The 14919-nt window shown below is 39.8% G+C and carries 11 protein-coding genes, 2 tRNA genes and 1 pseudogene; 8 read left to right on the plus strand and 6 right to left on the minus strand.

Features of this window, described 5'->3' with window-relative positions:
• Positions 1–182 precede the first annotated feature (182 nt).
• The 3 genes from hrpA to A7967_RS03105 all read left to right on the plus strand — a co-directional run bounded on the left by hrpA (position 183) and on the right by A7967_RS03105 (position 4842).
• Positions 183–4070: an ATP-dependent RNA helicase HrpA gene (gene hrpA / locus A7967_RS03095; protein ID WP_054206320.1), complete on the plus strand. Its 3888-nt coding sequence runs from the start codon at positions 183–185 to the stop codon at positions 4068–4070.
• A 67-nt stretch (positions 4071–4137) separates the two neighbouring features.
• Entirely contained in the window at positions 4138–4536 is a 399-nt protein-coding gene (locus A7967_RS03100; RefSeq protein WP_231659092.1) for a response regulator, read from the plus strand.
• Positions 4537–4545: 9 nt separating this feature from the next.
• Complete coding sequence (locus A7967_RS03105) at positions 4546–4842, plus strand: PilZ domain-containing protein (RefSeq protein ID WP_054206321.1); 297 nt, start codon at positions 4546–4548, stop codon at positions 4840–4842.
• 3 nt (positions 4843–4845) lie between these two features.
• Here the strand turns inward: A7967_RS03105 and A7967_RS03110 are convergent, their stop codons facing one another.
• Positions 4846–6036, minus strand: coding sequence for a class I SAM-dependent methyltransferase (locus A7967_RS03110; protein WP_054206322.1), 1191 nt, complete (start codon positions 6034–6036; stop codon positions 4846–4848).
• 138 nt (positions 6037–6174) lie between these two features.
• Between A7967_RS03110 and A7967_RS03115 the strand changes: the two genes are divergently transcribed.
• Together A7967_RS03115 and A7967_RS03120 are read left to right on the plus strand one after the other, a co-directional pair.
• Positions 6175–6840 carry an HD domain-containing protein gene (locus A7967_RS03115; RefSeq protein WP_054206323.1) on the plus strand — a complete coding sequence of 222 codons (666 nt, stop codon included), beginning with the start codon at positions 6175–6177 and terminating at the stop codon, positions 6838–6840.
• Positions 6837–7232: a VOC family protein gene (locus A7967_RS03120; protein ID WP_054206324.1), complete on the plus strand. Its 396-nt coding sequence runs from the start codon at positions 6837–6839 to the stop codon at positions 7230–7232. The genes A7967_RS03115 and A7967_RS03120 overlap by 4 nt, the downstream gene beginning before the upstream one ends.
• Here the strand turns inward: A7967_RS03120 and A7967_RS03125 are convergent.
• From A7967_RS03125 to A7967_RS03135, 3 genes and pseudogenes are all read right to left on the minus strand, one after another.
• Positions 7229–8218, minus strand: coding sequence for a response regulator (locus tag A7967_RS03125; RefSeq protein WP_054206325.1), 990 nt, complete (start codon positions 8216–8218; stop codon positions 7229–7231). The genes A7967_RS03120 and A7967_RS03125 overlap by 4 nt on opposite strands.
• Positions 8218–11559: pseudogene (locus tag A7967_RS03130) on the minus strand (MHYT domain-containing protein). Before A7967_RS03130 ends, A7967_RS03125 begins: the two are co-directional and overlap by 1 nt.
• Before the next feature lie 186 nt (positions 11560–11745).
• Complete coding sequence (locus A7967_RS03135) at positions 11746–12726, minus strand: ion channel (RefSeq protein WP_054454944.1); 981 nt, start codon at positions 12724–12726, stop codon at positions 11746–11748.
• Between the two features lie 115 nt (positions 12727–12841).
• On the opposite strand from A7967_RS03135, the gene A7967_RS03140 reads away from it, so the two are divergent.
• Entirely contained in the window at positions 12842–13543 is a 702-nt protein-coding gene (locus tag A7967_RS03140) for a M48 family metallopeptidase (RefSeq protein ID WP_054206328.1), read from the plus strand.
• A 55-nt stretch (positions 13544–13598) separates the two neighbouring features.
• Here the strand turns inward: A7967_RS03140 and A7967_RS03145 are convergent.
• Together A7967_RS03145 and A7967_RS03150 are read right to left on the minus strand one after the other, a co-directional pair.
• Positions 13599–13683, minus strand: a tRNA-Tyr gene (locus A7967_RS03145).
• A 49-nt stretch (positions 13684–13732) separates the two neighbouring features.
• A tRNA-Tyr gene (locus A7967_RS03150) sits at positions 13733–13817 on the minus strand.
• A gap of 112 nt (positions 13818–13929) precedes the next feature.
• Between A7967_RS03150 and A7967_RS03155 the strand changes: the two genes are divergently transcribed.
• Together A7967_RS03155 and A7967_RS03160 are read left to right on the plus strand one after the other, a co-directional pair.
• Positions 13930–14451 (plus strand): VC2046/SO_2500 family protein, encoded by a 522-nt coding sequence (locus A7967_RS03155; RefSeq protein WP_054206329.1) that lies wholly within the window; start codon positions 13930–13932, stop codon positions 14449–14451.
• A gap of 146 nt (positions 14452–14597) precedes the next feature.
• The gene (locus A7967_RS03160; RefSeq protein ID WP_054206330.1) at positions 14598–14915 is read left to right on the plus strand and encodes a DUF6172 family protein; all 318 of its coding nucleotides are present in this window, start codon (positions 14598–14600) and stop codon (positions 14913–14915) included.
• Positions 14916–14919 lie beyond the last annotated feature (4 nt).

Here is a 14919-nt window from a genome sequence, read left to right on the forward strand (position 1 = left end):
ATTTAGCTAATTAGCATATCACTGATGCAAAGTTGGGCAAGCCAGAATCGGCACTATCATTGATTTTAGCTTGAGCTGATTTGGGCATATATTATAAAATTTAATATTGCAGCAAAGTTAACCACAGCGGTGAAGTTTGCTATAATTGCGCGTCTTTAATTCAAATTTATAAGGTAGTCGGGGTGGTAAACCTAGGTCAATTATTTGGTGAACTCAAAACGTGCTTAAGAAAAGATCAATTCATCTTTAAAAAACGCCTTCATGGCATAAAAAAAATAACTGATGAAACAAAACAAATTGCAGTGCTTGAAAAGATCACCGCTGACATTGCGCGCAGTCAACAATTGCGTGAGGTGCGTTTAGCTCAATTGCCAAAAGTTACTTACCCAGAACAGCTGCCTGTTAGTCAGAAAAAAAATGATATTAAACAGGCGATAGCGAATAACCAAGTGGTGATCATCGCTGGTGAAACCGGTTCAGGTAAAACCACACAGATACCTAAAATGTGTTTAGAGCTGGGTCGTGGTGTTGATGGTTACATCGGGCATACCCAGCCACGGCGTTTAGCCGCGCGAACCGTTGCGGATCGTATTGCCCATGAAATGCAATGTGAGCTTGGTCAGCAAGTAGGTTTTAAAATCCGTTTTAGTGATCAAGTGTCTAATAATAGTTATATAAAATTGATGACTGACGGTATTTTACTTGCCGAAATTCAGCAAGATCGATTTTTAAATCAATACGATACTATCATTATAGATGAAGCTCACGAACGCAGTTTAAATATCGATTTTATTTTAGGTTATTTAAAAAACTTATTACCAAAGCGCCCAGACTTAAAAGTTATTATTACATCTGCAACCATTGATCCACAGCGCTTTTCAAAACATTTTAATGATGCGCCAATTATTGAGGTTTCAGGGCGGACATTCCCAGTTGATGTACGTTATAGGCCATTGATTGAAATTGACAAAGAGAATATGGAAGCCGAAGGCGATCAGCTACAAGGTATTTTTGATGCCGTTGATGAGTTGTGCCAAGAAGGCCCTGGTGACATATTAATCTTTTTAAATGGTGAACGGGAGATTCGAGATACTGCTGATGCATTGAGTAAACGTAATTTAAAAGGGGCTGATGTGCTCCCACTTTATTCGCGATTATCAAATGCAGAGCAAAACAGAATTTTCGCTCCGCATAGCCGTCGTCATATAATTTTGTCAACTAACGTGGCTGAAACATCATTAACTGTACCGGGTATTCGTTATGTAATTGACCCAGGCACGGCGCGTATTAGTCGTTACAGCTACCGCACTAAAGTGCAGCGTTTACCAATTGAGCCAATATCACAAGCCAGTGCAAACCAGCGTAAAGGGCGTTGCGGGCGTGTTGAAGCCGGTATTTGTATTCGCTTATACGCTGAAGATGATTTTAATTCGCGTCCAGAATTTACTGACCCAGAAATACTACGTACTAACTTAGCGTCTGTTATTTTAAAAATGTTGGGATTAGGCCTAGGTGACATGGCGCAATTTCCGTTTGTACAAGCGCCGGACAGCCGTAATATCAACGATGGCTTAACATTATTAGAAGAGCTCGAAGCCGTTAAACCGACCAAGAGTAATCGCGACACTCAGCTAACTAAGTCAGGCTTAGAATTGAGCCGTTTACCCGTTGATCCACGGTTGGCTAAAATGGTGTTAACGGCGCATAAGTTAGGTGCATTACGTGAAGTGATTGTTATTGTTGCGGCGCTATCGATACAAGACCCACGAGAGCGGCCGCAAGAAAAACGTGCAGCGGCCAACGAAAAACATGGCCGATTTGACGACCCTGATTCAGATTTTATTGCCTTTTTAAATTTATGGAATTACCTAGAAGAGCAGCAAAGTGAACTAAGTAATAGCCAGTTTAGGAAGTTGTGTCAAAAAGATATGCTCGCGTATATGCGTATTCGCGAATGGCAAGACATTGTTTATCAGCTAAGTACGGTATGCAACGAAATGGGCATGAAAGCCACAACAAACGTGGCTGATGGCGATAAAGTGCATCAAGCATTACTCAGTGGCATGCTTAGTCACATTGGTTTTAAAGATGAAAAGCAACTGTATAAAGGCGCACGAAACAGTCAATTTCATATTTTCCCAGGTTCAGGATTGTTTAAAAAGAGCCCTAAGTGGTTAATGTCGGCTGAGCTTGTTGAAACCAGTAAATTATATGCGCGCGTCAATGCCAAAATAAATATTGATTGGGTTGAGCCGTTAGCACAACATTTAGTAAAACGCAGTTACAGTGAACCGCACTGGGAGAAAAAACCAGGCGCAGTCATCGCATTTGAACAGCAAGTATTATATGGGTTGATCATTGTTTCAAAGCGCCGCTGTGTGTACAGCAATATAGATCCTAAAGTGAGTCGCGAGTTATTTATTCGTAGCGCGCTTGTTGAACAGGACTTAGGCCAAAACGAAGGTTTTTTACAATTCAACCGCGAGTTGATTGAAGATATTCAAACACTTGAGAATAAAAGCCGACGCCGCGATATTTTAGTCGACGAACAAACTTTATATACGTTTTACGATAAAAAAATTCCGAGCGATATTAATAATCGAACGGCATTTAACAAATGGTATAAAACGCAAAAGCAGCAAAACAAACATTATTTACAAATGACCCGTGATGATTTGATGCAGCACGGTGCAGACAGCATTACTGAGTTTGATTATCCCGATCTATGGCAGCAAGGTAATTTAATGTTACCGCTGAATTACCACTTTGATCCAGGCCAAGCAGTTGATGGTGTAGCAGTGCAAATTCCTGTCGCACTATTAAACCAAGTGCAAGAAAGCGGTTTTGACTGGCATATACCTGCATTTCGTCATGAATTAATTTGTGGCTTAATTAAGTCACTTCCTAAATCGTTGCGTCGTAACTTTGTACCCGCACCCAACTATGCAGATGCGGTATTGGCTGCTATAGAGCCTATGCAGGGGAACTTACTGGAAGCGTTAAGCACACGATTGTTGCGTATGACCGGCGTTAAGGTCGAGCCTGATGCATGGGATTTAACAACCCTTGCCACTCATTTACGTTTGCAGTTTGAAGTACGCGATGAAAAAGGGGGGGTGTTAGCACATGGTATGGATTTAGCTAAATTAAAAGCACAGCTGCAAGGTAAAGTGACGCAAACCCTATCAAAAGTGGCTGACAAAGGCATTGAAAAGAGCGATTTACTGACATGGGATTTTGGTAAATTACCGCTCTCGTATGTGAAAAAACAAGGCCAGTATGAGATAAAAGCATACCCGGCACTGGTGGATAAAAAATCATCTGCAGCAGTTGAGTTGTTTGATAATGAGATCAAAGCACACGCTGCTCATCAGCAAGGTTTACGTCGATTAGTGTTACTTAATGTTCCTTCGCCGATAAAATATTTACAACAAAACTTACCCAACAAAGCTAAATTAGGTCTATATTTCAATCCATTTGGTAAAGTCGCTGATTTAATTGATGATTGTATTGCAGCAGGGGTAGATAGTTTGCTCGTAAAACTCGGTGATGTACGAACAGAGCATGCGTTTGAACAAGTAAAGGAACAGGTCCGTGGAGAGTTAGGCGATACTGTCGTTGCTATTGCAACGCAAGTGGAGCAAGTATTAAGTATTGCGCATGCGTTGCATAAAAAGATGAAAGGGCGTGTAGATTTAACCATGATCACGGCGCACGGCGATATTAAAAGCCAATTAGAATCTCTAGTGTTTAAGGGGTTTGTATCCAATCACGGGGCAGATAAATTAAGTGATTTAATCCGTTATTTAAAAGCAATAGAAAAGCGTTTAGAGAAACTACCTGTTGACCCAAACCGTGACAGATTATGCGTGCTTGAATTAGATAAAGTAGCGCAGGAGTATCAAAAGTACCTTAAAAAGATACCACAAGGGATGCCTATTCCAGAGTCGTTACAGACAATTTTTTGGATGCAGCAAGAACTGAGAGTATCCTTATTTGCACAAACGTTAGGGACACCTTACCCGATATCAGGAAAGAGGGTTCTGAATGCATTAAAAGAGCATGATTGATCAATATTTAAGCTTGCATTTTATTGCAAGCTGAGTACCTTAAAGGAAGGATTTATTTTTGAACATAATGAAGGAACAAATATTTGCTATGCCCTCAGCAGATAAAAAAAATCTACGTTTGCTTGTTGTTGATGATGAGTACTTTAATTTTGAAATGCTTAAAGGCGCACTATCAGCAAGTTTTGAACTAAGTTATGCTGATTCTGGAACTCACTGTTTATCATCAGCGATAGCCAATCCACCAGATGTAATTTTGCTTGACGTGTGTATGCCGGGATTAGATGGTTATGATACATGTAGGATGTTGAAAAATACGCCAGAAACGCGTCATATACCTGTTGTTATGGTATCGGGATTAGAGTCAGAACAAGAGCAAAAAGCCGGCTTTGAAGCGGGTTGTGACGCTTATGTCGTAAAACCCTTTTCAGTGGGTGGATTATTAGAAAAAATAAACACGGTCGTTTAGGAGAACAGTATGCTTAATGAAGAACAACGTAATTTCAAACGTATGCAGATCAACGCACAAGCAAAATTAGTAACAATAGAGCCAATTTCAGATCAGCATTTTGATGCGGTGTGTGTGGATTTAAGTGCGACAGGATTGTCAGTACATTTAGATGAGTTACTTGAAGTGGGCACAATTGTAAGAGTGAATATTAATTCGACAAGCGCAAATATAGCGCCGCTTGATGCGACCGCTAAAGTGATCCGCGCCAGCAAAGAAAACGATGGCACGGTCACAGCAGGACTTGAAATCATGCATTTTAACTAGCGATTAGTAAACTTTACAGATCAAGCCTTTTAAGTAAAAACCTTCAGGGTAGCTGCCAGCAATCGGGTGATCGGCTGCTTGGTTTAAACGTTCCATAATCAATAAGTCTTTACCAGCATCAAGAGCTGCATCAGCAACCACTTTTTGAAACAAGTTTTGTTCCATTAACCCCGAACATGAAAAAGTGAGCAATGTGCCGCCAGGTTTAAGTATTTGCATTGCAATCATGTTGATATCTTTATAACCCCGACACGCACCAGTAAGCTGGGCTTTATTATCCGCAAATTTTGGTGGATCCATAACGACTGTATCAAAAAGCACGCCGTCTTCACGGTATTGACGTAATAATTTAAATACGTCTTGCTTAACAAAGTCCACTTTACTGAGATCAAGATTATTATGCTCAATATTGCGTTTAGCAGTATCTAGGGCTGGTTGTGATACATCAACATTAGTAACATGCTCACAGCCACCACGTAATGCGTACAATGAAAATGTACCTGTGTAGCTAAAGCAGTTAAGTACTTTTTTATCTTTAGAAAAACGTTCAAGGGCTGCACGGCTGTCGCGTTGGTCAAGGTAAAAACCTGTTTTGTGACCTTCAAGAATATCAACTTCGATTTTAAAACCGTTTTCTTCTATTAATACAGGCTGCTCAGGTTTATTACCCCATAATACACCCATCGTAGGTTCTAAACCTTCTTTGGTGCGTACTTCAACATCTGAGCGCTCATACACATCACAACCAGGGAAAATACTGATTAATGCGCCTACAATTTCACCTTTATGACGCTCAGCGCCAGCACTTAATAACTGACAAACGAGTACATTATCAAATTTATCAATAGTAACGCCTGGCAGAAAATCAGACTCCGCAGCACATAAGCGAAACCCAGTTAAACCACCTTCAATGATTACTTGTTCGCGTGCGTCGAATGCACGACGTAAACGACGCTCAAAAAATGCCTGATCAATGATTTCTTTTTCGTCAAAGCTCCATACTCGGGCTCTAATTTGTGAGTGTGGGCTGTAGGCGGCAGTTGCTAAAAATTTACCATCGTTATCATGGATAGTTACCGTATCACCTAACCCAGGTTTACCTTTTATTTTTTTTATGGCTTTTGAAAACAACCATGGGTGTTTTCTTTTTAGTGATTTTTCACGACCAGCTTGTAGGTATACGGCAGATGACATTGGGCTTCTCATTACAGATAAATTAGCAGGCTATTTTAGTGAAGCAAGGGCGAACATACAATGAATGTTTTGCACAAGCCCCTATAAGCACGGTAAAGTAACTGCAATTGATTGTTTTAATTTGAAACGACGTTATTTATGAACCAAGAAATTCCATTACCGGTGTCATTACAACAACTCGAAATTGCTTGTAAAGGGTTTATTACTGAAGTTGTGTGTGCCGATGTTGCTCACGATATTACCCATATTGAAAGAGTCGTACGCGTAGCAAAGCAGCTTTGCATTGCAGAGCAAGCCAATATGGCAGTGGTACTTCCTGCTGCATGGCTACATGATTGTGTAGCCGTTGCGAAAAACCACCCTGATCGTGCGAAAGCGTCAACGATGGCAGCAGATAAAGCGATTTCTTTCTTAGCTTCAATAGGGTATGACCAGCAATTTTTTACTGCCATTCATCATGCGATTGTTGCCCACAGTTTTAGCGCTAATATACAAATACAATCGGTAGAAGCACAGATTGTGCAAGATGCTGACCGTATGGATGCATTAGGTGCAATAGGCGTTAGCCGTTGTATGAAGGTTGGTGGGTCAATCAGCCGACATTTATATCACCCGCAAGATCCATTTTGCCAACAGCGTAAAGCGGATGACACACTATATACACTCGATCATTTTTTTATTAAGTTACTTCACATCGCAAAAAGTATGAACACGCCTTCAGCGAAAACGGAAGCAAAGCGCCGGACTGATTATATGTTGGCGTTTATAGAGCAGTTAAAGTCAGAAGTGGGGAAAGAACTATGACGTGTCCATTGTTAGTTGGGGTCGATCATTGCCATTTAAATGTGGCAAACCTTGCCGAGTCGCTTATTTGGTACGAATCAGTGTTGGGTTTTACAGTGATCCCAGAGCTGGCTTTTTGGAATGAAGGCACAGGCCCATTAACGTTAGAGGATCGAGGGGCAACTGTCAGACTTGCTCTTTTTGAAGGTGAGGGCACAAGTAAAGGGATTGCTTTTGGTGCGACAGGAGAGCAGTTTTTGGCGTGGTTGAAACATCTGAAAGACTTAAATATAAAAACGGTGCTGGCTGATTATAAAGTAACTTTTTCGGTGTATTTTAAAGATAATAGCGGTAATAGCCATGAGATCACATCACATGACTATCAGTATATTGCAGGCCACCTCAATAATTAGTTTTGATAGGTTGAGTAAATATCCATAATCGCATCAATTTGCGCTGTAAATAAATGGACAAGCTCAGGGTCAAAATGAACGCCGGCTTGTTCTTGCAAAAATTTTAGTGCATCTTCAATAGGCCATGGCTCTTTATAGGGGCGTTTTGAGGTCAATGCATCAAATACATCGGCAATCGCAACAATACGGCCTTCAATAGATATGTTTTTGCCTTGCAAACCGTTAGGGTAACCTGAACCATCCCATTTCTCATGATGTTCTATCGCAAGTAAGTGGGCCAATTGAAGCAAAGGTGACGAAGAGTTTTCAAGAATTTGCGCACCTATTTGAGCGTGCTCTTTCATATAATCAAACTCGCTTGCCGTTAGTTTTCCTGGCTTGAGCAATATCGCATCAGGGATCCCGATTTTCCCAATGTCATGCATTGGTGCCGCTTGCTTTAACAGCTCAGCATGCTCTTCATGCATGCCATAGGCAAGTGCAAGAATTTTACTGTATTTACTCATCCGAACAATGTGCTCACCTGTATCGGTGTCTTTATATTCTGCGGCTCGCCCTAAACGGTGAACTAAATCTACATGGGCTAATTTTAATTGCTCAGCCTGAATGAGTGATAAGTGTGTTTTTACTCTTGCACGAACGATTGCAGGGCTGATTGGCTTGGTTATGTAATCAACCGCGCCTAATTCAAAGCCTTTAAACTCATCGCTTTCATCACTCAATGCAGTAACAAAAATAATCGGGATATGTGTAGTTGTAGGGTTGCTCTTAAGGCGTTGACATACTTCAAAGCCATTCATATCAGGCATCATGATATCAAGTAGTATAAGCTTAGGTGGTTCTTTTTCAACTAATGCGAGTGCGGCATCTCCCGATTTAGCAAACGATAGACGATAATGTTTGCTTAAGACTTCACGCATTACTTTTAAGTTGGCGGGTTCATCGTCAACAATAAGGATTCTTGGGCGCTCAGTTATTAAGTCCATCATTGTGTTTCCATATTATCAGTCTGATTAAGTCGTTCAATTAATAATTTAAGGTTACTTTGGGCATTATCAAAATCAAATAGGTCAAAAGATTCTACTAAGGCAGTAACTTCACTTTGATAAATCTGTGGTGCACCAGCGGCTATTTTTGCTAAGAACTCATCGTTAAGCTCGGCGTTTTCAGCGTCTTTGAAAAGTAGTTCACACATTGATTTAAGTTCACTGAGTGATAACTCGCGTGTGTTTTTTTCAGGTTCATGGTGTGGCATGCAAGATGATGTCTTCTCGATTAAAAGCTGACTCACCGTATTTAACTCTGTTTGTAATTGTCTAATGAGTTGAGTTTGTTGCTGTAATGTTTGGCTTTTTTCTATTTCGGAGAAAAGCTTCATCATGGTTGGTAAACCTAAATTACCCGATAAGCCTTTAAGGGTGTGTAGTGTGCTATTAGCATTTTTTAATGCAGCTAAGCCATTTTTAAACATAGTGTCGTAAAGTGGGTGTTGTTCTTTTAAAAAACGCTGAATTTGTGTCAACTGCTTACATTTACTGCCCCAAAGCAGCTGCCCTTTTTTGAAATCTATGTGCAGCGCTGTTGGATCTGTGTGGGCAATCAAGGTTTCTTTTTTCAGTCCAAAACCCAAAACTTGCGAAATTTCTTGGTTTAGTTGGTTTATATCAACCGGTTTATTCGCAAATCCGTTCATTCCCGCTTTTTTCGCTGTTAGCTTATCTTGCTGTAAAACACTGGCTGTTAGCGCAATAATAGGCACGTTTTTTAACTGTCGTTGCTGCTCTATTTTACGTATTTTTTGCGTTGCTGTGATGCCATCACATTCAGGCATATGAATATCCATCAAAATAACATCAAAGTCTTGTTGCTCAAAAATGGCCAGCGCCTCTAAACCATTACACGCGGTGCTGACGGTATGCTTATCTCGAGAAAGTAATAAACGCAGTAGCTCAACATTTTGCTCAATATCGTCAACCACTAAAATACGCAAAGGAGGTAATTGTGTATGTAGGCCATCAAAGTAGTTAATTAAACTTTCATCTCCTTCACCAAGTGGGAGTGAAAAGAAAAAACAGCTGCCTTTATGTTCTTCGCTGACTAGATTAATAGAGCCGCCCATTAATTCGACGAGTTGTTTGCTAATAGTTGTGCCAAGGCCTGTTCCACCAAAGCGACGGGTCGTGGTGCCATCAGCCTGTTCAAATGGCTGGAATACAGCTTTAAGGCGATCTTTGGCAATACCAATACCAGTATCTTGCACTTCAAAAAATAAATAATTGTTTTGAGTCGTACTCACGGTTACATCCACAGTCCCTTTTTCTGTAAATTTAATTGCGTTGCCAATTAAGTTTGTGAGTACTTGCCTGATTCTATCGGGATCCCCATAGTAGGCAGTATGCACTGACTATTTGATGGTAAGGTTTAACGCTAGATCTTTCTTTTTGGCTTCTAACCAGAACGTTGAGATAATGCTGTCGAGCATAGGTTGGAGGTTAAAATGCACAGGCTCAATAGTCAGTTTCCCTTTTTCAAGTTTTGCAGAATCGAGGATCTCGTTAAGTAAGCGCAGTAGTGAGCGTGCTGCATTATTTACGGTGATCAAATGTTTTTGCTGCTCCTGATCAAGCGGAGTGTCCATCAATAAGTCACTAAAGCCAATGATTGAATTCATTGGTGTACGAATTTCATGGCTCATATTTGCCATAAAGGACTGCTTAGCTTGCGCTGCATCTTCTGCGGCTATTTTGGCGAGCTTAAGCTTATCTTCGTATTTTCGTCGCTCGCTTATATCAACAAGCACACCGTCAATCCAAATAGCTACGCCATGCTCATTAAATTCAAAACTACCTTTCTCAAGTACCCAAATTAGATTTCCGTTACGGTGGCGTACTCGATATTCAATTGAATATTGCGATTTATCTGTAATCGCCTGATCAATTGCTTCGTTAATATGTGGAATATCATCTTTATAAAGTAAATTACCAAACTCGATATTTTTATTAATAAACTCAGAGGGTATGTAACCAGTTAGTTCATGAATACTAGGGCTGATAAAAATCATGCTCCATTGTTCATTTATATGGCAGCGAAAAACAACACCAGGCATATTGTCCATTAAAGAGCGATATTGTTGCTCTTTTTTGACTAGGTTTTGTTGTAGGGTGCGCTGTTCGCTTAAGTCTGTGATAAAGCCAACGAACAAGGAATTATGACCAGGTTGGTTGACTTCACCTATGCCAAGTCGGATAGGGAATAAGTGACCATTTTTATGTTTTGCGAACACATCACGATTAATGCCAATAACTTTCCCTAAATCAATATGGTCTGCTTTAGAAAGATAATCATCATGATGATTAGCAATGTCATCAGCCATCAGCATTTTAACATTTTTTCCTCGAACTTCGGCTTCACTCCATCCAAAAATACCTACTGCAGCATTATTAAAGCTTAGTATATGGCCAAGGTGATCAATTGTAACTATGCCATCAATCGCTGTGGATAAAATGGCTTCTAAGCGTGATTCGTTACCTGTTTTTTCTTCTAACAACATCCGGTAGCGAACCATGCCGTTTATAATAGCTACAATTGCCGTTAAAAGCATGGTAGAAAAAACGACACTGATGGCCACAAAGGTAAGTTGTGAATCTTTGCTACTGTCATTTAATAATGGGGATGTTGCAACAAATCGTGTGGCGGCCATTCCCATATAGTGCATGCCCGCAACGGCAAACCCGAGAATAATCGCACTGATCAGCCTTGCTTGAATAACTGTAAATTTAGGGAAATGCTGGCTGATATTAAAACGTGTGTACAAGGATATAAACGCAAGTACGACAGCCACAATAATTGATAAACCAAACATGAGTGGGTCATACCGAAGTAGCGGGCTCAACTCCATTGCTGCCATCCCACTATAATGCATGGTCCCGATACCTGCGCCTAACAAAACGGATGGTACGAGTAAATCTATGAATTTTTTATTACTTTTAACTAATAAAGAAATAGCCGTTAAACAAGCCAAAAAAGCAGGAATAAAAGAGAGGAAAGTGATTGCAGGGTCGTAGCTAATATTAGTACACAAAGAAAAAGCTAACATACCAATAAAGTGCATACTCCAAATACCACCAGAGAGCACGAGCGCAGCGGTTGAATTTGCGAGCCTTTGATAGCTCTTAAAGCGTGTTTCTTTTGCCAGATCAATTAAATATGCAGAGAAATAGGCCGCAAAAATGGCCGTTAAAATTGATAGCGTCACCAAAAAAGGGTTAAAAACACCATTTATAATTAAACTAGGGTCTTGATTCGTAATAAAAAACGTTGCAAGCATAATGGCTCAAAATATGGCTTATCCAATAAGTTCACTCATGGAATGCGACAGAAATTAACAAAAGCAAAGCACTTAAAATCAGTGCACTACATTATATAGGTTATAACTTTAGCATTATTAACAGTTGTTTTTATAGCGAGTTTTGCCCAAACCTGTAATTTATTATTCTTTCAACTTGAAAGAAGCCTAGCGAGTCATACGTTTTACAAAGACAACTACGAATAAAGCTAATGAGAAACTACCGCAAAATGCTTCTACAGCGGCGATAAAACGAGAAAATCCGGTTGGCGTAATATCGCCGTAGCCTAACGTCGTAAATGTAACAACACTAAAATAAAAACTATTGAGTAATGCTGATAAGTTATCATTGAAAGAAGCGGATAAATTTAGTTGGAGCGTTTCTCCGGCATATACAACGCCAAAGATAAAGTAGCAAAATGCACAAAAAATGATTAAGCCTAAGCTAAACCTAATGACGTTTTCAGGTTTTTCGCCATATCCACACAATAAGTTGATAGCACTGGATGCTAATTGTTTTTTAGAGCCTTTGGGGTATTGCGCATGGCGCATTCTTAATTCTTTATAGGTAAAGTTACCAGCGAGCTCGAAAAGACCTTGTTGTTCCGATGCTTTACGTAGGTTTCTAAATATTTCTTCAGATTGCTCAAATAGGTCTAGCGCAGTGTTGCGATCTGATTGTTTAAGGGCTGTTTTAGCTTGGCTCTCTTGTAATAATTCAACACCTAAATCAATTTTATCAATGCGCGTGTTGTCCAGCTTAATTCCTAATAAATTAGTATGTTGCAAGTTACAGTAGTGCAGGTTAGCCTCACGTAAATTTGCTTTCATTAATGAGCTGTGTGCGATTGTATTATTAAATAGGTGAGCACCACTTAAATTTGCTCGATAAAAATTACTGTAAGATAAATCAAATCCTTCTTCATCATCATGCTTTATTAGGCTTAAGCCTGTTAAGTTTGCACGCTGTAACTGAAGACCTTGCAATAAACCTCCTTTTTTAGCATAACGTTCTAATTTGTGACTCAGCTCAAGGCCCGATTTATCAAACTTATTATCATGCCAAAAACAAAAACCTGAGCCCATATCTATTTCCTGGCATTGATGCCCATCGGGGGAGGTATACTTACAACAAGGCTTATCAGGCATAATCGGATGCTGCTTTTTAAATTATTCTTAATTATAGGTTAGCAGTTTTTTTGCAAGGTAATATAATAACTCGAAAATTATTCCATATTGCTCACCGTAGCACTAAGAGTTAAATTTGTTTGAATACACATTAAAGCGCAGTCGCCGTCGTAAAACCGTGGCAATTAAAGTTCATCAGCAGGCTGTGACAGTTTATGCACCTATAGGTGTTGCTAAAAAAGAGCTTGAGAGTTGGTTGTTGAGTAAAACAGATTGGATCAATGTGCAAATTACCAAGCAAAGCCAGCAATTAGACACAAGGCAATACCCATTAAAAAATAATCGGGTGGTTGTTTTTGATGATGTTGTACAATTAACTTTTGCTGTAAGTAATCGTAGCCATTGGTTGTTAGTGAAAAATCAGCCTGTGACCACTTTGCAACTCAGTATTTCTGGTCGAGTTAAGCATCAACAATTAATGTATCAAACATTATTAGAAACCTTTTTACACGAACAGTTAGAAAGTTACATTGAAATGCGGGTTAATGATTACTGTTTGAAAATGGCAGAAGCGCTGCCTAGCAGTATTCGGATCCAAACTTATAAACGACGTTGGGGTAGTTGTAATCGACGCAGGGAACTTACCTTTAATTTATTGTTAGTCAGTGCACCACAGTACATTATTGATTATGTAATTGTGCATGAGCTTGCACACTTGAAGTACTTAAATCACAGTGCGCCATTTTGGCTACGCGTTAGTGAATTTTACCCGAACTATAAGCAAGCAACAAAGTGGTTAAAACAACACGGTGCAAGTTTACAATGGGTATTTGATTAATAAGGAATAAAATTAGAAAAAGTAAGTCTAGAACTAGCAAAGCTAGAAAGAAAAGTGGTGGAGGGAGCTGGATTCGAACCAGCGAAGGCTGAGCCGTCAGATTTACAGTCTGATCCCTTTGGCCGCTCGGGAACCCCTCCACACTAATTTTGTCGCATTTGGCCCCACTTAACTTAGCGGTAAGAAAAGTGGTGGAGGGAGCTGGATTCGAACCAGCGAAGGCTGAGCCGTCAGATTTACAGTCTGATCCCTTTGGCCGCTCGGGAACCCCTCCAATGCAACGGCGCTGATAATAGCAAAATCAGCATTTAAGTAAAGAAAAAAGCTAAAGAAAAATGAAATAAAGCCGATAAATATCTATTACCTACTTTAATCGGCTAAAGTCTATGCAAATCGATGATTTGTTAATCACAGAGAGTCAACTTAACAATCGTCTTGCCATAAGTGTGAGTGAATCACGTCGTGGCGAGTTTGCTTTGCTATTGGCAATGCTTTCTCATGATGCGTTAGATTTTAGTCAGTTTCATCTTCCTAAAACGCCCATAGATGCGAATGTTGTTGTTGAAGATGAAGATCAATTGCGTAAAAAATTAGGAGCAGGGCCAAAACAAGTACTTGCACCAACAGAGTTTGATATGTTGATTGGCCAACATAATGCGCAACGCCTTAATGATGGTGGGATGAGTGACCTTCGATTACGTGCATGTCTAGCGCCAGAACCGTTAGCTATTCGTGATGATAAAATTCATATCCCACTAAATATTATTGATAACTGTGAATTAGTCACCCGTAAACGCCACCAACATAAAGAAACTCAGCTCGATAACCCACAAATGGATGCGGCAGCTTTTTACGACAGCCTTAATAATGAAGCACTTCATCAGCCGTTGCACTTATCTCAAGCTTGACATTAATGTGTCATATTTTGACACTAGACTAATTAATTTACTTTAGTGTAAAAAAAGCATCCAAAAATTAAATGCAATTGCTATAATGACCTCAAATGGTGTTTCATAAATACCATTATCATTTAATAAAGGTAATTAGGAACGTAATGAAGAAAACATTCACGCTGAATCACGAGAAAATCAAATATCCACGTATGGTTGATGCTGCAAAGCATGAAGTAAAAAAATATTTGAAAAGAGAGCGTAACAAAACCTTACCATTTGATGCTGACTACTGGGCATTTGATTGTAAGTTTGGTAATACAGCAGACGATGCACAAGTAGTGCATGTTGCTGAGATAAATAATTCTATCAGTGAAATTGAAAAGCAAGGCTTAACGTCCTTCTACGTTGAAATCATCGCACGCGCTGCACAGCGTCAAGAGCCTGTTGATGAGGAAGAAGAAGACGAATCTGAAGCATAATTGC

The sequence above is a fragment of the Pseudoalteromonas neustonica genome (assembly GCF_001653135.1).
In the GTDB taxonomy this organism is placed as follows: Bacteria; Pseudomonadota; Gammaproteobacteria; order Enterobacterales; family Alteromonadaceae; genus Pseudoalteromonas; species Pseudoalteromonas neustonica.

Bases quoted from the DNA above. Each gene is read 5' to 3' on its own strand.
- A7967_RS03105 (WP_054206321.1), top strand. From the start codon at position 4,546: ATGCTTAATGAAGAACAACGTAATTTCAAACGTATGCAGATCAACGCA.
- A7967_RS03115 (WP_054206323.1), top strand. From the start codon at position 6,175: ATGAACCAAGAAATTCCATTACCGGTGTCATTACAACAACTCGAAATT.
- A7967_RS03125 (WP_054206325.1), bottom strand. From the start codon at position 8,218: ATGGACTTAATAACTGAGCGCCCAAGAATCCTTATTGTTGACGATGAA.
- A7967_RS03135 (WP_054454944.1), bottom strand. From the start codon at position 12,726: ATGCCTGATAAGCCTTGTTGTAAGTATACCTCCCCCGATGGGCATCAA.
- A7967_RS03120 (WP_054206324.1), top strand. From the start codon at position 6,837: ATGACGTGTCCATTGTTAGTTGGGGTCGATCATTGCCATTTAAATGTG.
- A7967_RS03110 (WP_054206322.1), bottom strand. From the start codon at position 6,036: ATGTCATCTGCCGTATACCTACAAGCTGGTCGTGAAAAATCACTAAAA.
- A7967_RS03100 (WP_231659092.1), top strand. From the start codon at position 4,138: ATGAAGGAACAAATATTTGCTATGCCCTCAGCAGATAAAAAAAATCTA.
- A7967_RS03160 (WP_054206330.1), top strand. From the start codon at position 14,598: ATGAAGAAAACATTCACGCTGAATCACGAGAAAATCAAATATCCACGT.
- A7967_RS03155 (WP_054206329.1), top strand. From the start codon at position 13,930: ATGCAAATCGATGATTTGTTAATCACAGAGAGTCAACTTAACAATCGT.